The sequence below is a fragment of the Streptomyces gamaensis genome (genome assembly GCF_042656465.1).
Classification (GTDB): domain Bacteria; phylum Actinomycetota; class Actinomycetes; order Streptomycetales; family Streptomycetaceae; genus Streptomyces; species Streptomyces gamaensis.
The window spans coordinates 171,080-188,711 of sequence record NZ_JBHSPB010000004.1 but is presented as its reverse complement, the minus strand read 5'-3'; the positions used below and the strand labels follow the sequence as shown (position 1 = coordinate 188,711).

The window sequence follows — 17,632 nt, the reverse complement described above, 5'->3', positions numbered from 1 at the left end:
CATGTCGCGTGGCCAATTGTGCCAGCCCGTGCGGTCAGGTGTGGCAACCCTAAGCCGTGAGCTCGGTCCCTGGGGGTGGTGCGGGGGTCAGTGGGCCGGAGCGCGGACCTCCACATCGTCCGCCCCCTTGGCGGCCGCGCGGGCGCCCGGTACGGGGAGGGTGCAGCCTTCCCCGGCGGTGGCTCGCGCACGGCGGGCGCGTTTCTTCGCGAGCGGTGCGGCGAGCGCGGTGAGCAGGACGAAGACACCGATGGCGAGCAGCACGATCGTGGCGCCGGGCGGTACGTCCAGGTAGTACGAGCCGGTCGTGCCGAAGACGGTGACCAGGACGCCGAGGCCCAGGGCCGCCGCGAAGGTCGTCGCGAAGCTGCGGGTGATCTGCTGGGCGGCGGCGACGGGGATGACCATGAGCGCGCTGACGAGCAGCAGGCCCACGACGCGCATGGCGACGGTGACGGTGACGGCGGCGGTGATCGCGACGAGCAGGTTCAGCAGCCGTACCGGCAGCCCGGTGACGCGTGCGAACTCCTCGTCCTGGCAGACCGCGAACAACTGGCGGCGCAGCCCGAGGGTGATCGCGAGCACGACGGCGGCCAGGGCGCAGATCGCGACGACGTCCTCGTCGGAGACCGTGGTGATCGAACCGAAGAGGTAGGACATCAGGTTGGCGTTGGAGCCGCCGGAGAGGCTGGTGAGCATCACGCCGCCCGCCATGCCGCCGTAGAACAGCAGGGACAGCGCGATGTCGCCGCGTGTCCTCCCGTACCAGCGGATCAGCTCCATGATCACCGCGCCCGCGACGCACACGCCGGTGGCCACCCACAGCGGGCTCGCGTTGAGCAGGAAGCCCAGGCCCACGCCGGTGAGGGCGACGTGTCCGATGCCGTCGCCCATGAGGGCCTGGCGGCGCTGGACGAGGTAGACGCCGATCGCGGGGGCGGTCACGCCGACGACGAGGGCGGCGAGCAACGCCCGCTGCATGAAGGCGATGTCGAGGATTTCCATCAGGAGAGCAGCCCCGTCCGGATCGGTTCCGCCGCCGGGCCGGCGTGCGGGTGGACATGGTCGTGGCCCGGGAGGGCATGCTGGCCGACGGCCTCCGGGGGCGGGCCGTCGTGGACGACGCAGCCGTCGCGCAGGACGACCGCGCGGTCGATCAGCGGCTCCAGCGGGCCGAGTTCGTGCAGGACGAGCAGGACGGTCGCGCCCCGGGCGACCTGTGCGCGCAGTGCCTGCGCGAGGACCTCCTGGCTCGCGAGGTCGACGCCCGCCATCGGCTCGTCCATGATCAGCAGTTCGGGTTCGCCGGCGAGGGCGCGCGCGATGAGGACGCGCTGGTGCTGGCCGCCGGAGAGCGCGTCCACAGGATCCCCCAGGCGGTCGGCCATGCCGACCAGCTCCAGGGCCCGGACCACGGCCTCCTTGTCGGCGCGGCGCAGCGGGCCCAGGCGCGTACGGGCCAGCCGCCCGGCGGAGACGACCTCGCGCACGGTCGCGGGCACCCCGCCGGCGGCGGTGGTGCGCTGCGGTACGTACCCCACGCGCGCCCACTGCCGGAAGCGCCGGAACGGGGTGCCGAACAGCTCCAACTCGCCGCTCGACAGCGGGACCTGTCCCACGATCGAGCGTACGGCCGTGGACTTGCCGGAGCCGTTCGCGCCGAGCAGCGCGACGACCTCGCCGCGCCGCACGGTCAGGTCGACGCCGCGCAGCACCGGCCGGGAGCCGAGCGCGGCGCTCGCCCCCCGCAGGGCTATGACCGGCTCCTTGGTGTTCGTGGTCGTCGCCGTGGTCACGGTCGCCTCCTGCGGGGGAGCGGTGGTGCGGGAAGTGGTGGTCACTTGGTGCCGAGCGCCTTCTGCAGGGCGGTGAGGTTGGCTTCCATCACCTCGAAGTAGTCGCGGCCCTTGGACTTGTCGGTGATGCCTTCGAGGGGGTCGAGGACGTCCGTCCTGAGCTTCAGGTCGCCCGCCAGGGTCTTGGCCGTGGCCGGGTTGGCGATCGTCTCGAAGAAGACCGTGCTGACGTGGTGGTCCTCGGCGAGCTTGTGCAGCTCCTTGATACGGGCGGCGCTCGGCTCGGCCTCGGGGTCGAGGCCGCTGATGGCCTCCTCGGTCAGCCCGTAGCGCTCGGCGAGGTAGCCGAAGGCGGCGTGCGTGGTGATGAAGGTGTCGGAGGTGCGGTTCTTCAGGCCGTCCGCGAACTTCTTGTTCAGCTCGTCCAGCCGCTTCAGCAGGACGTCGGTGTTCTTCTCGTAGTCCGCCTTGTGCGTGGGGTCGGCCTCGGCGAGGGTCTTGGAGACGCCCTTGGCGGCCTCGGCGTACTTCACGGGGTCGAGCCAGATGTGCGGGTCCTTGCCGCCCTCGGACTCGGAGTGCGAGTGGTTGTCGCCGGTGGTGTGGGCGTGGCCGTCGACCTCGGTGCCGTGCTCCTCCTGGGTGGTGAAGGAGGCGGTGTCGGCGATGTGCTTGTTGCCGGACTGCTTGACGGCGGCGTCCACGGCGGGCTGCAGGCCCTTGAGGTAGACGATCGCGCCGGCCTTGCCGAGGGAGGCGGTCTGCTGGGGTGTGAGCTCCAGGTCGTGCGGTTCGGCACCCGGCTTGGTCAGGCCGGTGACGCTGACGTGCTCGCCGCCGATCTCCTTGGCCAGGAACTCCATGGGGTAGAACGACGCGATCACATCGAGTCTGCCGTCCTTCGCCTTCTCCGCCGAGCCGGAGGAGGAGCACGCCGAGAGCGTGACCAGGCCGGTCGCGGCGACCGCGGCGACGACGGCGCTGGATATTCGACGGATCTTGAACGCGGTGCGCAGGGCGGGGGGACGGCTGATGTTCATGACAGTCATTTTCAACAAAACTGGAAACGATTGTCAACAAGGGGGCCGCTGCTCCCCCGAACGGGGGGTCCGCGCAGGGCACGGGGGAAAAGGTCCGGCCACCGACAGGGGCGCAGGTCAGGCCACGGCGGGGACCGATTTGATTAGGGGGGTGCCGACGCCGGTAACCTGAAGCATTCGCTGTTCGTCGTCGCAATGAAGAGAGCACCGTGGCCGCCGACAAGATCGACACCATCGTCAGCCTGAGCAAGCGCCGTGGCTTCGTCTATCCGTGCAGTGAGATCTACGGCGGTCAGCGTGCCGCCTGGGACTACGGACCGCTCGGCGTCGAGCTCAAGGAGAACATCAAGCGCCAGTGGTGGCGCTCCGTGGTCACCTCGCGCGACGACGTGGTCGGCATCGACTCGTCCGTGATCCTGGCCCGTGAGGTCTGGGAGGCGTCCGGCCACGTCGCCACCTTCACCGACCCGCTCACCGAGTGCACCTCCTGCCACAAGCGCTTCCGCGCCGACCACCTGGAGGAGGCGTACGAGGCCAAGCACGGCAAGCTCCCCGAGAACGGCCTCGCCGACGTCAACTGCCCGCACTGCGGCAACAAGGGCGGCTTCACCGAGCCCAAGCAGTTCTCCGGCCTGCTGTCCACCCACCTCGGCCCCACCCAGGACACCGGCTCGGTGACCTACCTGCGCCCCGAGACCGCGCAGGGCATCTTCACCAACTTCGCCCAGGTCCAGCAGACTTCGCGCAAGAAGCCGCCGTTCGGCATCGCCCAGACCGGCAAGTCCTTCCGCAACGAGATCACGCCGGGCAACTTCATCTTCCGCACCCGCGAGTTCGAGCAGATGGAGATGGAGTTCTTCGTCAAGCCGGGCGAGGACGAGCAGTGGCACGAGTACTGGATGGAGCAGCGCTGGGGCTGGTACACCGACCTCGGCATGCGCGAGGAGAACATGCGGTGGTACGAGCACGCCGCTGAGAAGCTCTCCCACTACTCCAAGCGCACCGTCGACATCGAGTACCGCTTCAACTTCGGCGGCACCGAGTACTCCGAGCTGGAAGGCATCGCCAACCGCACGGACTACGACCTCAAGGCGCACGCCCAGGCCTCCGGCCAGGACCTGAGCTTCTTCGACCAGGAGGCCGGCGAGCGCTGGTTCCCCTACGTCATCGAGCCGGCGGCCGGCCTCAACCGCGCCATGCTCGCCTTCATGCTCGACGCCTACACCGAGGACGAGGCCCCCAACGCCAAGGGCGTCATGGAGAAGCGCGTCGTCATGCGTCTCGACCCGCGCCTGGCCCCGGTCAAGGTCGCCGTCCTGCCGCTGTCCCGCAACCCGCAGCTCTCCCCGAAGGCCAAGGGCCTCGCGGCCGCCCTGCGCAAGAACTGGAACATCGAGTTCGACGACGCCGGCGCCATCGGCCGCCGCTACCGCCGCCAGGACGAGATCGGCACGCCGTTCTGCGTCACGGTCGACTTCGACACGCTCGACGACAACGCGGTGACGGTGCGCGAGCGCGACACGATGAAGCAGGAGCGGGTGTCCCTCGACCAGATCGAGGGCTACCTGGCGGCGCGGCTCATCGGCTGCTGACGCCGGCCGGCGCTGCCGGTGCCTCTTTGACGGGCCGAGGGCCCCGGTTCCGCCTTGTGGGGCGGGCCGGGGCCCTCGGCCTGTGCGTCAGGCTTCCCAGCCTGCCGTGTCCAGTTCGCAGTCGAACGGTGCGGGGATGCGCACTCTGTCGCCGAACTTGATGTGGGTGAGGGTCCGGTAGCCGAGGTCGGGCGACGGGTCGGAGAACACGGTGACCTGTGCTTGCAGCATGTCGACCAGTACGTAGACCGGAACCCCGGCTTTGCCGTAGACCTCCAGCTTTTCGGTGTGATCGGTGTGGGCGGTGGACGGAGAGGTCAACTCCGCGACGAGAGAGAGCGCTTCACCGGGCAGTTTGAAGTTGTCGACGTCTACGAGAACTTCGTCAGAGACGTGGATATCGGGGCCGTAGGCCTTCTCCCGTACAGGGAAGGCGAAGAGGCACGGTGAGGTGTCGATCGCGTGGCCTTCCGGCACATGGGGGCCGACCTGCTTGGTGAAGCTGCGCATGATGGGTAGGTACTTGCCCCTGGACCACGGCGACACGACGACCTTCCCCCCGATGATCTCCGTGCGATACCCGTCAGGGAGACCTGCATCGATCTGTTCAAGAATCCGGCACAGCTCGTCGAACCCCCCTCGGGGCTCCGGGGAACGGTCTATCGATTGCGGCGGCGGTGTCTCGACCATGACTGCCATGATGCGCCTCCTTGCCTCGGTGAGCACGACACCACACACCGTAGCGGCCGCCACTGACAGCGCCCCCGCCTCCGGCGCGTTTACGCGCCCCCGCCTCCGGCGCCCTACGCGCGCAAACTCCGCAGCACCAGCTCGCACACCGCCTCGAAGGCGGCATCGATCTCCGGCCGCGACCACTCCGCGGCGTACGCCGGATCGTGGAAGCGGCCGGTCGCGTCCCAGACGGCGCGGGCGGTCGTGGCCGGGTCGAGCTCTCTGAACTCGCCCTGCCGCACGCCGGATTCGACGATCCCGGCCAACTGGCCGATCATGGTGGCGATGTGGCGGTCGACGGTGCCGCTGTTCTCGCCGACGAGGACCATGTAGGTCGCGAAGAGCTCCGGATCGTCGCCCGCCTTGCGGCGCTTGGAGGCGAAGAGGGCGGCGAGCCAGTCGCGCAGACGGGGGGCCGCCGGGCCCTGCGCGCCCGCGACGGCGGAGAGTTCGGCGTGGGCCTGGTCGAGCCAGCGCTCGGTGACGGCCTCGCGCAGGGCCGCCTTGCTGCCGAAGTGACGGTAGACGCTGCCGTGGCTGACGCCCAGCGTGCGGGCCACGTCGACCACGGTGGCCTTGGCCGGGCCGTAGCGGCGCAGCACCTCCTCGGTCGCTTCGAGGATGCGTTCGGGGGTCAGGGTCTCGGGCGGCATCGGAGCGCGGCGGTCCTTCCGGGTGCGGGCGGTGGCGGGCGTACGGTCCGTACGGGCGGGTGCGTACGGCCCGTACGGACCGTACCCGGCGCCGGGAAGCGGGGGCGAGCCGGGCGCCGTCGCCGGCCCGCCCCGGAGGGGAGCCCGTAGGGGACCGGGGTCAGCCCTGCTCGCTGTCCAGGTGCGCCATCTGCTCGGCCGGGTAGCGCTCGCCGGCGGCGGCGCCCGCCGGGACGGCCCGCTCGATGGCGGCCAGGTCGGCCTCCTCCAGCTTCACGTCCAGCGCGCCCAGCGCCTCGGTGAGGCGGTCGCGGCGGCGGGCGCCGACCAGCGGCACGATGTCCTCGCCGCGCGAGAGGACCCAGGCGATCGCGGTCTGCGCGACGCCGGCGCCCTTGGCCTCGGCGACCGCGCGCAGCGCGTCCACCAGGTCGAGGTTGTGCCGCAGGTTCTCGCCGCTGAAGCGCGGGCTCATGCCGCGGAAGTCGTTCGCGGCGAGCTTGCGGTCGCGGCTCCAGTGGCCGCTGATCAGGCCGCGCGAGAGGACGCCGTAGGCGGTGACGCCGATGCCCAGTTCGCGGCAGGCCGGCAGGATGTCCTGCTCGATGCCGCGCGAGAGCAGCGAGTACTCGATCTGGAGGTCGGCGATCGGGGCGACGGCGGCGGCCCGGCGGACGGTCTCCGCGTTCACCTCGGACAGACCGATGTGCTTGACGTGGCCGGCCTGGACGAGTTCGGCGATGGCGCCGATCGTCTCCTCGACGGGCACGTCCGGGTCGATACGGGCGATGCGGTAGATGTCGATGTGGTCGGTGCCCAGGCGCTGGAGCGAGTAGGCCGCGAAGTTCTTCACGGCGTTCGGGCGGCCGTCGTAGCCGGTGAAGCCGCCCTCGACGGTGCGCAGGGCGCCGAACTTCACGCTGGTGAGGGCCTGTTCGCGGGCGGCCGCGGGGGCCGTGCGCAGGGCTTCGTTGATGAGCAGCTCGTTGTGGCCCATGCCGTAGAAGTCGCCGGTGTCGAGCAGGGTGATGCCCGCGTCGAGAGCGGCGTGGATCGTGGCGATGGACTCGGCGCGGTCGGCGTCGCCGTACAGGGCGGACATGCCCATGCAGCCGAGGCCGAGCGCGGAGACCCGGGGGCCGGTGGTGCCGAGGGTGCGGTGCTGCACGAGGACTCCTTGAGTGGCGGACGGTTCGGGGGAGCGCACCTTCTCGGACGATGCCGACGAAGCCGACGAAGTCGGCGGGGGCTTTCCGGGGGCGCACCAGAAGAGTGGCACATGGAATGACAGATTTCAATATCTGTCATTCCATGTGCGTCCTCCGTGTGTCCCGAAGTCCGCGCCAGGGACCCCCAGGGGCGATTTCAGGCCATCCTGCGCGGCAGCCGGAAGCTCAGCGCGAAGGTCACCGCCACCGCCACCAGCTGCACCGCCAGCGTCACCGTCAGCGCGTTCCGCATCCCCAGCCCCGGGGCCAGCGAGACGAACAGCGAGCCCAGCGTCGCCACGCCCAGCGCCATGAACGACTGCTGCGTGGTGACCATGACCCCGCCGCCGACCCCCGCCTGCGCCACCGGCACCTCACTGAGGACCGACCGCAGCGTCGGCGGGAGCAGCAGCCCCTGGCCCAGCCCCAGCACCGCCAGCGCCGGCGCGAGCCCCAGGGCGTCGAGCCCGTCCCAGCCGAAGCGGAACGTCGCGAACGCCGCCAGCAGCCCGGCCGCCTGCAGCAGCACCCCGGCCATCACCACACGCCGCCCGAACCGCGCCGCCAGCCGCGGCCCCGACGCCGAACCGGCGAAGAACGCCACGCACAGCGGCACCAGCGCCAGGCCCGCCTCCATCGGACCCAGCCGCAGCCCGTCCTGCAGCGCCACCGCGATGACGAACATGAACCCGCCCCAGCCCAGGCTGAACGGCACCAGCATGGTCAGCCCGCCGCGCACCGAGCCGATCCGCAGCAGCGACGGCGGCACCAGGGGAGTGCGCCCCGCCCGCTCCTCGCGCCGCTCCACCACCGCGAACGCCACCGCCGCGAACGGGAAGACGGCCAGCAGCACCCACGACCACACCGGCCAGCCCGCCGCCCGGCCCTCCGTCAGCGGCAGCAGCAGCGAGACCAGCGTCAGCGACAGCAGCGCGGTACCGCGCCCGTCCACCCGCGTCGGGTGCTCCGAGCGCGACTCCGGGATCCAGCGCACCGCCGCGAACAGGGCGAGCACCGTGGCCGGCACGTTCACCAGGAAGATCGACCGCCAGCCGGTGCCCCACAGGTCCACCGACACCAGCACCCCGCCCAGCACCTGGCCGACCGCGCTCGCGACCCCGGCCGTACCGCTGTACGCGCTCATCGCCCGGGTACGGGCGCCACCGCTCGTCGTCGCCTGGATCGTCGCCAGCACCTGCGGCATCAGCAGCGCCGACGCCGCGCCCTGCGCGACGCGGGCCGCGACCAGCGTCCACGCGTCCGGCGCCAGACCGCAGGCCAGCGAGGTCAGCCCGAACGCGACCAGCCCCCACAGGAACAGCCTTCTGCGGCCCGCCATGTCGCCCAGCCGCCCGCCGAGCACGAGCAGCACCGCGTACGCGACGCCGTAACCGCCGACCACCATCTCCAGCAGGGCCGGGCCCGCGTGCAGATCCTGGTCGATCGTGGGCAGGGCGACATTGACGATGAAGAAGTCCAGCATCGGCAGCGCCGCGCCCAGCAGCACGGTGACCAGGCCCGCCGGGGTCAGGGCGGCGGGGAGGGCCGGGGGAGCGGTGGCACGGGCGGGCCCGGCGGAGTTGGTGGGCTCGGCGGACTCAAGGGGACGGCCTGGACTCAGGGTTCGGGAATCGCTCACGGACAAGAGGATGCGGACCCGCGCAGCCGGGTACCAGAGTCTTCCTATCCTGGTACCGGCACTACCTGGCAACCGGCTGCCGGTTCCCCCACCCTGGAGGACATGACCACGATGGTGACGGAGAAACCGACGGCCCAGGCCGCCCCGACCCCCGCGTCCCGGCCCGCCGTCCCGGCCCCCCGGGCGGCCGACGGCATCCGCCGCGCCGAGCTCGCCGCCTTCCTGCGCAGCCGCCGCGAGCGCATCTCCCCGGAACAGGCCGGGCTGCCGCGCGGGCCCCGGCGGCGCACCCCCGGACTGCGCCGCGAGGAGGTCGCCCACCTCGCCGCCGTGGGCGTCACCTGGTACACGTGGCTGGAGCAGGCCCGCGACATCAGGGTCTCCGCGCAGGTCCTCGACTCCATAGCCCGCGCCCTGATGCTCGACCGCACCGAGCGCAGCCACCTCTTCGCGCTGGCCGGTGTCACCGACCCGCTGCCCGGCACCGAGTGCACCGGCGTCTCGTCCGGACTGCTGCGCATGCTGGAGCAGTTGGAGCCCTTCCCCGCCTGCGTGCAGAACGCCCGCTACGACGTCCTCGCCCACAACCGCGTCTACGGGCAGCTCATGTGCGACCTGGACGCGCTGCCGCCGGAGGACCGCAACTGCATGTGGCTGTCCTTCACCCACCCCGAGTGGCGTGCCGCCATCGCCGGACAGAACGAGGTCGTCGCCGCCATGGCCGCGAAGTTCCGCGCCTCGATGGCCGAGCACATCGCCGAGCCCGCCTGGAAGTGCCTCCTCAAGCGGCTGCTCGACGCCTCCCCGGAGTTCCGCCGGCTCTGGGAGCGGCACGAGGTCGACGGCCTCGACTCGCACCGCACACGGGTGTACTACCAGCGGTGGGTCGGGCCGCTGCGCCTCGACTACACCAGCCTGTGGACGGGCCCCCACCCCGGTGCGCGGCTGCTGACGTTCACGCCGGCCGACGAGGAGTCGCGGGCGGGGCTGCTCCGGCTGGCGGAGCTGGTGGGGGCGAAGGGCTGAGGCGCGGGTCCGCCGTCAGACGGAGGGGAGCGCCTCGGGGTCCGTACGCCCCGAACGCCCGCCGTCCGCGGGGGAGTCCGTCAACCGCCCGAGGATACGGTCCAGTTCCGCCAGGTCCTCCGCCGGCAGCGCGAGCAGCGGCGCCGGCGGCGTCCCCAGGATCGCATCGGCCCGCGCGGCCGCCGCCCGCCCGGCCTCCGTCACCGAGACGATCTTGGAGCGGCGGTCGGCCGGGTTGGCCGTGCGCTCGACGAGGCCGCGCCCGGCCAGGTCGTCGACCACGAGTGTGGTGTACGGGCGGTCCGTCGTCAGCTGGTCCGCGAGCTCCCGCAGGGTCAGCGGTCCCGCGGCGATCCGGCGCAGCGCCTTGATCCGGAAGAAGCTCATCCCGAGGGCCTCCACGACCTCCTTGCGGCGCTCGTTGCCGCCCAGGACCAGCTCCCGCAGCCGTATCCAGACGCGCTGCGCCGCCGCCGACCGCTCGGCGGCGGCCGCGCCGTGCCCGTTCGGGGAGGACGGCTCGTGCGGGGAAGACGGCTCGTGCGTGCTCATGGGGTCCTCACGTCCTCGCTCGCCGGACTCACCGGCGTCGTGTCCGCCAGGCGTGCCGCCGCCCGCCGCGCGGTCGCGGCGGCCCAGCGGCCGGTGGTGATCGTACCCAGGGCCAGGATCACGGCCCCGCACCCGACGACGATCCACCAGCCCGTGAGCCGCAGTCCCGCCGCGACCGTCGCGCCGATCACCGCGACACCCAGGGAGGAGCCGACCTGGCGGCTGGTCGAGGCCACGGCGGCGGCGACCCCGGCCCGCGAGCGCGGCATGCCGGAGACGGCGGTATTGGTGATCGGCACGTTCACCAGCCCGAAGCCGATGCCGAAGAGGACGTACGCGGTCATCAGCAGCGGCGTCGAGGAGTACGCGTCCAGCGCCGCGAACAGCAGCCCGCTGGCCGTCGTCGCGACCCCGGCCAGCACCAGCGGCGGCCGCGGCCCGTACCGGCCGACCAGTCGCCCGGACACCGGCGCGAAGACCAGGCACATCGCGGCCATCGGCAGCGTGAACAGCCCGGCCCGCAGCGCGGAGAGGCCGCGCTCTTCCTGGAGGTGGAGGGTGTTGAGGAAGAGGAACCCGCCGAGCGCGGCGAACGCGCACACCGCCGTGACGGTCGCCCCGCTGAACGGGGCGCTGTGGAACAGCCCCGGTTCGACGAGGGGTTCGGCGCGCCGCCCCTCGTAGCGCACCAGCGTCACCAGCGAGGCGAGCGCGAGCGCGAAGCAGCCCAGGATCAGCGGTGAGGTCCAGCCCTCGGCGGCGCCCTCGATGATCCCGTAGGTGACCGGGCCGAGCAGCGTGATCACCAGCAGCTGGCCGAGGGGGTCCACGCGGCGCGGGCGCGGGGCGCGGGACTCCGGGACGTACCGGGCGGTCATGGCCAGCGCGAGCAGCCCCACCGGCAGATTGATCCAGAAGATCGAGCGCCAGCCCACCGACTCGACGAGCACGCCGCCCACGAGCGGGCCCGCGGCCATGGAGATGCCCACGACGCTGCCCCAGACGCCTATCGCGCGGGCGCGCTCGCGCGGATCGGTGAAGGTGTTGGTGATGATCGACATGGCGACGGGGTTGAGCATCGAGCCGCCGACCGCCTGCACCATGCGGAAGGCGACCAGCCAGCCCAGCCCGGGGGCCAGGCTGCACAGCGCCGAGCCCGCGGTGAACAGTACGAGGCCGGCCTGGAAGGTGCGGCGGCGGCCGACTCGGTCGGCGGTCGAGCCGGCGAGCATCAGCAGCGAGGCGAGGACGAGCGTGTAGGCGTCGACGGTCCACTGCAGACCGGAGACGGAGGCACCGAGATCCCGGCGGATCGAGGGCAGCGCCACATTGAGGATCGTGTTGTCCAGGCTGACGATCAGCAGGCTCGTGCAGCAGATGGCCAGGACGAGCAGGCGCCGGCGTCTGGAGAGCTCGGGCACGCGATCCGCCTCCGATGGTTGTATTCCTGTAATCATTACAAGAGTACAACCAATCGGGGTCCGGGGGTACGGGAGAATGGACGCATGACCCATGACGCCGGCTCGCAGCCCGCGCCGCCCGCCACGGCTGCCCCCCTCGCCTCCCGGACCACCGCCCTGAAGCCGCTGGACATCGGCCCGCACACGGTGTGGCCGCCGGTGGTGCTCGCCCCCATGGCGGGGATCACCAACGCGCCGTTCCGCACGCTGTGCCGGGAGTTCGCGCAGGGAGGGACGGAAACGCAAGGGGACGCCCGCGCCAGCAAGGGCCTCTTCGTCAGCGAGATGATCACGACGCGCGCGCTGGTCGAGCGGGACGCCAAGACCATGCGGCTCGTCCACTTCGACGGCACCGAGAAGCCGCGCTCGATCCAGCTCTACGGCGTCGACCCGGTCACCGTCGGCAGGGCCGCCCGCATGATCGCGGACGAGGACCTCGCCGACCACATCGACCTCAACTTCGGCTGCCCGGTGCCCAAGGTGACCCGCAAGGGCGGCGGTTCGGCCCTGCCCTACAAGCGCAACCTGCTGCGCTCGATCCTGCGCGAGGCCGTCGCGGGCGCCGGCGGCCTGCCCGTGACGATGAAGATGCGCAAGGGCATCGACGACGACCACCTCACCTACCTCGACGCCGGGCGGATCGCCGTCGAGGAGGGGATCACCGCCATCGCCCTGCACGGCCGCACCGCCGCCCAGCACTACGGCGGCACCGCCGACTGGGAGGCGATAGCGCGGCTGAAGGAGGCCGTGCCCGAGATCCCCGTGCTCGGGAACGGCGACATCTGGTCGGCCGAGGACGCCGTGCGCATGGTCCGCGCGACCGGCTGCGACGGCGTCGTGGTCGGCCGCGGCTGCCTGGGCCGGCCCTGGCTCTTCCATGACCTGGTCACCGCCTTCGAGGGCGCCGCCGAGGGACGTACGGCCGCCCCGGCCGCGCCCACGCTCAAGGAGGTCGCCCAGGTCATGCTGCGCCACGCGGAGCTGCTGGGCCGGTGGCTGGAGAGCGAGGAGCGGGGTGTCATCGACTTCCGCAAGCACGTCGCCTGGTACACCAAGGGCTTCTCGGTCGGCTCCGACATGCGCAAGAAGCTCGCGATCGCCTCGTCCCTGAACGAACTCGACGCGCTGCTGGGCGCGTTGGACCTCGACCAGCCCTGGCCGGCCGGTGCGGACGGCCCGCGCGGGCGTACCTCCGGCCGTGACCGGGTGGTCCTGCCCGACGGCTGGCTCGACGACCCGAACGACTGCGCGGCCGTGAGCGCGGACGCCGAACTTGACACCTCCGGGGGCTGACACGGCCGGGGGCGGGGTGATTCTCGCCACGCCTGATCAAGGGTTCGCTCAGATGAGCGAGCCCTGACGGGGTGCACTTTTCGGAAGGGTGGCACTGGGTGCCACCCTTCTTGCGTTCATTTTCCGAAGCGCGACCGATCGGAAGTCGGCGCTGCGTGATCGTGCGGCTGCTTTTTGTCATCCTGGCTTCACCTGTCGAACGGCGGCCGTGCTCACCGCTCTTGCGGGAGCGACTTTCGATCTGCTGGCAGATGGGTGGTTGAGCCCGTGCGACGGGTCAGTGGACCTCCCGATCTGCCTTCGATCTGGGTACGCTCCCCGCCGTCAACCGTTTGAGCAGCCCTCCCCTCACCTGTGTACGGGGGGACCCCAGTGAGGAGTCGAGTCCCGTGCCGGAACAGCGCGAGTCCAGCAAGACCGAGTCCCCGAAGTTCGTCTACGACTTCACCGAGGGAAACAAGGACCTCAAGGACCTGCTCGGCGGGAAGGGAGCCAACCTCGCCGAGATGACCAACCTCGGCCTGCCCGTCCCGCCCGGCTTCACCATCACCACCGAGGCATGCAAGGTCTACCTCGCCAGCGGCAACGAGCCGGCACAGATGCGCGAGGAGGTCAGCGCCCATCTCGCGGCGCTGGAGGAGCGGATGGGCAAGCGGCTCGGACAGGCCGACGACCCGCTGCTCGTCTCCGTCCGCTCGGGCGCGAAGTTCTCCATGCCCGGGATGATGGACACCGTCCTCAACATCGGCCTCTCCGACGCCTCCGTCGCCGGGCTCGCGGCACAGGCCGGTGACGAGCGCTTCGCCTGGGACTCCTACCGCCGCCTCATCCAGATGTTCGGCAAGACCGTGCTGGGCGTGGACGGCGACCTCTTCGAGGAGGCACTGGAGGAGGCCAAGCGCGCCAGGGGAGCGGCGAGCGACGTCGACCTCGGCGCCGGGGAACTCAAGGAACTCGTCGCCGAGTTCAAGACGATCGTCGCCAAGGAGACCGGCCGGGACTTCCCGCAGGACGCGCGCGAGCAGATGGACCTCGCCATAAGGGCCGTCTTCGACTCCTGGAACGGCGAGCGCGCCAAGCTCTACCGCCGCCAGGAGCGCATCCCCGGCGACCTCGGCACGGCCGTCAACATCTGCTCGATGGTGTTCGGCAACCTCGGCCCGGCTGCAGGCTCTTTGGGGGGTGGCACCGGCGTCGCCTTCACCCGCGACCCTGCCAGCGGCCAGCAGGGCGTCTACGGCGACTACCTGCAGAACGCGCAGGGCGAGGACGTCGTGGCCGGCATCCGCAACACCGTGCCGCTCGCCGAACTGGAGCGCATCGACAAGAGCTCCTACGACGAGCTGCTGCGCATCATGGAGACGCTGGAGACGCACTACCGCGACCTGTGCGACATCGAGTTCACCATCGAGCGCGGCAAGCTGTGGATGCTGCAGACCCGGGTCGGCAAGCGCACCGCCGCCGCGGCCTTCCGCATCGCCACCCAGCTCGTCGACCAGGGGCTCATCGACGAGGCCGAGGCCCTGCAGCGGGTGACGGGCGCGCAGCTCGCGCAGCTGATGTTCCCGCGCTTCGACGAGCACGCGAAGACGGAACTGCTGGGCCGGGGCATCGCCGCCTCGCCGGGCGCGGCCGTCGGCAAGGCCGTCTTCGACTCCTACACCGCCGTCAAGTGGTCCCGCTCCGGCGAGAAGGTCATCCTCGTCCGCCGCGAGACCAACCCCGACGACCTCAACGGGATGATCGCCGCCGAGGGCATCCTCACCTCGCGCGGCGGCAAGACCTCGCACGCCGCCGTCGTCGCCCGCGGCATGGGCAAGACCTGCGTGTGCGGCGCCGAGGAACTCCAGGTCGACACCAAGCAGCGGCACATGACCGCCGCCGACGGCACCGTCGTCGAGGAAGGCGACCTGATCTCCATCGACGGCTCCACCGGCAAGGTCTACCTCGGTGAGGTGCCCGTCGTGCCGTCCCCGGTCGTCGAGTACTTCGAGGGCCGTACGGACCCCGCGGCCGCGGGCGCGGACGAACTGGTCCGGGCCGTGCACCGGGTCATGACGTACGCGGACAGCACCCGCCGGCTGTGGGTGCGCGCCAACGCCGACAACGCCGAGGACGCCGCCCGCGCCCGCCGGTTCGGCGCCCAGGGCATCGGCCTGTGCCGCACCGAGCACATGTTCCTCGGCGAGCGCCGCGAGCTCGTCGAGCGGCTCATCCTGGCCGACACCGACGCCGAGCGGGAAGAGGCCCTCGGCGCCCTGCTGCCGCTGCAGAAGGCCGACTTCGTGGAGCTGTTCGAGGCCATGGACGGGCTGCCCGTCACCGTCCGGCTCCTCGACCCGCCGCTGCACGAGTTCCTGCCCGACATCACCGACCTGTCGGTGCGCGTCGCCCTCGCCGAGGCCCGCCACGAGCCGCACGAGAACGACCTGCGGCTGCTTCAGGCCGTCCACAAGCTGCACGAGCAGAACCCGATGCTCGGCCTGCGCGGTGTCCGGCTCGGCCTGGTGATCCCCGGTCTGTTTGCCATGCAGGTACGGGCCATCGCCGAGGCCGCCGCCGAACGGCGGGCCGGCGGGGGAGACCCGCGCGCCGAGATCATGATCCCGCTCGTGGGCACCGTCCAGGAGCTGGAGATCGTCCGTGAGGAGGCCGAGCGCGTCGTCGCCGGCGTCGAGGCCGCGACCGGCACCGCACTGGGCCTCGCCCTCGGCACGATGATCGAGCTGCCGCGCGCCGCGCTGACCGCCGGTCAGATCGCCGAGGCCGCCGAGTTCTTCTCCTTCGGCACCAACGACCTGACCCAGACCGTGTGGGGCTTCTCGCGCGACGACGTCGAGGCCAGCTTCTTCACCGCCTACCTGGAGAAGGGCATCTTCGGCGTCAGCCCCTTCGAGACGATCGACAAGGACGGCGTCGGCTCGCTCGTCCGCTCCGCCGTCGAGGCCGGCCGGGCCACCCGCCCGGACCTCAAGCTCGGGGTGTGCGGGGAGCACGGCGGCGACCCGGAGTCGGTCCACTTCTTCCACGAGGCGGGACTGGACTACGTCTCCTGCTCGCCGTTCCGGGTGCCGGTGGCGCGCCTGGAGGCCGGCCGCGCCGCCGCGCGGGGCGCGGGGAGCGACAGCCGCTGACCCTGAAGGGGTGGCCGCGGCACGGTAACCCCCGCGTAACGCGGGCCGTACCCCGTGGTCACCCCGCCCCGCCCCGCCGGGGGCGGAAGGCATGGCGAAGGGGCGGCGCCCGTGCGGGAGCGCCGCCCCTCATTACTCCCCCACCGGGAGTTGTTGCCGCCCGCATCGGCTCGGGCGGCAACTCGCATACTCAGCGGCCGCTTTTTTCGCTCGCCACCCCCCACGGGAACGAGCGGGTGCGGCCCCGAGTGCGTGAATAGCATTTCGCAGGGCCCCCGTTCGCCGCGAGTCCTTTCAACTGTGGCCAAAAGGACGTGGTAACAGCTCGTATCGGTGTGCATACTCAGTGAGCGGGGGGTGGCTGCGGATGTCTCATGTGGGGGTTTGGTGCTACGCGTCCATTTCACGGGACTCGATCTGGCCCGGTTGCGGCTGGCCGGAGACCCGGACGCACTCTGGGAAACCGTATTGAGCCTGCACCGACTTCGGGACAAACAAGGCGAGTCGATCTTCGGTGATTGGCGTGCCGAAACCCGGGGCCGGTTGAATGGTGAAACTCGGCTTCTGGCGCCGCTCGTTCCGCCGCGCGGCTATTTTCCCGACTTCCTGACACCGCCCGAAGCGGGACTCGGCCTGGACGCGGGCCTGCAGGCCCTGCGCGAGACCCCCGGCGACCGGGTGCACCGCGAGCTGGGCCGGCTCCCCACGGTGCGTACGCTCCCGGCTTGGATACGATCCATGGCCGAGGGCGACGACCGGGCCGTGGCACGGCTGACGGGCGCCCTCGCCAGCTACCACGAGGCGGCCATCGCGCCGTACTGGCCGCACATACAGGCGCAGATCGAGGCGGACCGCGCGGTGCGCGGCCGGGCCCTGCTCGACGGCGGCGCCGACGCGCTGCTGTCCTCACTGCCGCCGATGATGCGCTGGCGGGCACCGGTGCTGGAGGCGGACTACCCCGTGGACCGCGATGTCCACCTCGACGGGCGGGGGCTGCTGCTCATCCCCTCGTTCTTCTGCCGGCGCACCCCCGTCACCTACGCGGACCCCGACCTCACCCCCGTGCTCGTCTACCCCGCCCGGCACGCCTCGGAAGCCGCCCCCGCCGTCGCCGCCCCGCCCCGCTCCCTGGGCAAACTCGTCGGCCACACCCGCTCGGCCGTCCTCGGCTCGATCGGCGGCGGCTGCACCACGAGCGAACTCGCCCGGCGGGTCGGGGTGTCGGCGGCCTCCGCGAGCCAGCACGCGGGTGTGCTGCGCGAGGCGGGTCTCGTCCTGACGCTGCGGCACGGCAGCGCCGTCATGCACACGTTGACGCCGCTGGGGGCGGCGCTGTTGCGTGGGGGTGCCACGGTGCGGCGTGCGCCGCAGGTGCCGGAGCGGTCTACAACGGCGTCGATGTGAGATCCAGCCCGTCCGGCGTTTGAGGACCGGGGTCTGGGGCGGAGCCCCAGTTCCGGGAAGGGGCGGGTAGGGGAAAGCGCCGCAGGCACCACCCGGCCCGCAC

Annotated in this window: 14 protein-coding genes; 5 read left to right on the top strand and 9 right to left on the bottom strand. The window is 71.6% G+C overall.

Going from position 1 to position 17,632, the window contains the following annotated elements; genetic code table 11:
• Window positions 1–87 precede the first annotated feature (87 nt).
• The 3 genes from ACFP1Z_RS08185 to ACFP1Z_RS08175 are packed head-to-tail and all read right to left on the bottom strand — an operon-like array spanning window position 88 to window position 2,836.
• Window positions 88–1,005, bottom strand: a complete 918-nt coding sequence (locus tag ACFP1Z_RS08185; RefSeq protein WP_390315249.1) for a metal ABC transporter permease — start codon at window positions 1,003–1,005, stop codon at window positions 88–90.
• Entirely contained in the window at window positions 1,005–1,841 is an 837-nt protein-coding gene (locus ACFP1Z_RS08180) for a metal ABC transporter ATP-binding protein (RefSeq protein WP_390315248.1), read from the bottom strand. The genes ACFP1Z_RS08185 and ACFP1Z_RS08180 overlap by 1 nt, the downstream gene beginning before the upstream one ends.
• Window positions 1,838–2,836: a metal ABC transporter substrate-binding protein gene (locus tag ACFP1Z_RS08175; RefSeq protein WP_390315247.1), complete on the bottom strand. Its 999-nt coding sequence runs from the start codon at window positions 2,834–2,836 to the stop codon at window positions 1,838–1,840. Before ACFP1Z_RS08175 ends, ACFP1Z_RS08180 begins: the two co-directional genes overlap by 4 nt.
• Before the next feature lie 209 nt (window positions 2,837–3,045).
• Between ACFP1Z_RS08175 and ACFP1Z_RS08170 the strand changes: the two genes are divergently transcribed.
• Entirely contained in the window at window positions 3,046–4,428 is a 1,383-nt protein-coding gene (locus tag ACFP1Z_RS08170; protein WP_390315246.1) for a glycine--tRNA ligase, read from the top strand.
• Window positions 4,429–4,515: 87 nt separating this feature from the next.
• Here ACFP1Z_RS08170 and ACFP1Z_RS08165 read toward each other — a convergent pair whose 3' ends face one another.
• The 4 genes from ACFP1Z_RS08165 to ACFP1Z_RS08150 form a co-directional block, all read right to left on the bottom strand.
• Window positions 4,516–5,127, bottom strand: a complete 612-nt coding sequence (locus ACFP1Z_RS08165) for a Uma2 family endonuclease (protein WP_390315245.1) — start codon at window positions 5,125–5,127, stop codon at window positions 4,516–4,518.
• Between the two features lie 104 nt (window positions 5,128–5,231).
• Window positions 5,232–5,813 carry a TetR/AcrR family transcriptional regulator gene (locus ACFP1Z_RS08160; protein ID WP_390315244.1) on the bottom strand — a complete coding sequence of 194 codons (582 nt, stop codon included), beginning with the start codon at window positions 5,811–5,813 and terminating at the stop codon, window positions 5,232–5,234.
• A gap of 160 nt (window positions 5,814–5,973) precedes the next feature.
• Window positions 5,974–6,981, bottom strand: a complete 1,008-nt coding sequence (locus ACFP1Z_RS08155) for an aldo/keto reductase (RefSeq protein ID WP_390315243.1) — start codon at window positions 6,979–6,981, stop codon at window positions 5,974–5,976.
• Window positions 6,982–7,178: 197 nt separating this feature from the next.
• On the bottom strand, window positions 7,179–8,504 hold the full coding sequence (locus ACFP1Z_RS08150; RefSeq protein WP_390315526.1) for an MFS transporter: 1,326 nt from the start codon (window positions 8,502–8,504) through the stop codon (window positions 7,179–7,181).
• A gap of 258 nt (window positions 8,505–8,762) precedes the next feature.
• Here ACFP1Z_RS08150 and ACFP1Z_RS08145 point away from each other — a divergent pair, with 258 nt between their 5' ends.
• Window positions 8,763–9,686 carry a helix-turn-helix transcriptional regulator gene (locus tag ACFP1Z_RS08145; protein ID WP_390315242.1) on the top strand — a complete coding sequence of 308 codons (924 nt, stop codon included), beginning with the start codon at window positions 8,763–8,765 and terminating at the stop codon, window positions 9,684–9,686.
• A 15-nt stretch (window positions 9,687–9,701) separates the two neighbouring features.
• Here the strand turns inward: ACFP1Z_RS08145 and ACFP1Z_RS08140 are convergent, their stop codons facing one another.
• Complete coding sequence (locus tag ACFP1Z_RS08140; protein WP_390315241.1) at window positions 9,702–10,238, bottom strand: MarR family winged helix-turn-helix transcriptional regulator; 537 nt, start codon at window positions 10,236–10,238, stop codon at window positions 9,702–9,704.
• Window positions 10,235–11,659: an MFS transporter gene (locus ACFP1Z_RS08135; RefSeq protein ID WP_390315240.1), complete on the bottom strand. Its 1,425-nt coding sequence runs from the start codon at window positions 11,657–11,659 to the stop codon at window positions 10,235–10,237. The genes ACFP1Z_RS08140 and ACFP1Z_RS08135 overlap by 4 nt, the downstream gene beginning before the upstream one ends.
• Before the next feature lie 84 nt (window positions 11,660–11,743).
• Here ACFP1Z_RS08135 and dusB point away from each other — a divergent pair, with 84 nt between their 5' ends.
• The 3 genes from dusB (at window position 11,744) to ACFP1Z_RS08120 (ending at window position 17,529) form a co-directional block, all read left to right on the top strand.
• Window positions 11,744–12,991 carry a tRNA dihydrouridine synthase DusB gene (gene dusB, locus ACFP1Z_RS08130; RefSeq protein WP_390315239.1) on the top strand — a complete coding sequence of 416 codons (1,248 nt, stop codon included), beginning with the start codon at window positions 11,744–11,746 and terminating at the stop codon, window positions 12,989–12,991.
• A 389-nt stretch (window positions 12,992–13,380) separates the two neighbouring features.
• A complete protein-coding gene (ppdK, locus tag ACFP1Z_RS08125) occupies window positions 13,381–16,125 on the top strand; it encodes a pyruvate, phosphate dikinase (protein WP_390315238.1) in 2,745 nt (914 codons plus the stop codon).
• A gap of 387 nt (window positions 16,126–16,512) precedes the next feature.
• The gene (locus ACFP1Z_RS08120; RefSeq protein ID WP_390315237.1) at window positions 16,513–17,529 is read left to right on the top strand and encodes an ArsR/SmtB family transcription factor; all 1,017 of its coding nucleotides are present in this window, start codon (window positions 16,513–16,515) and stop codon (window positions 17,527–17,529) included.
• Window positions 17,530–17,632: the final 103 nt, after the last annotated feature.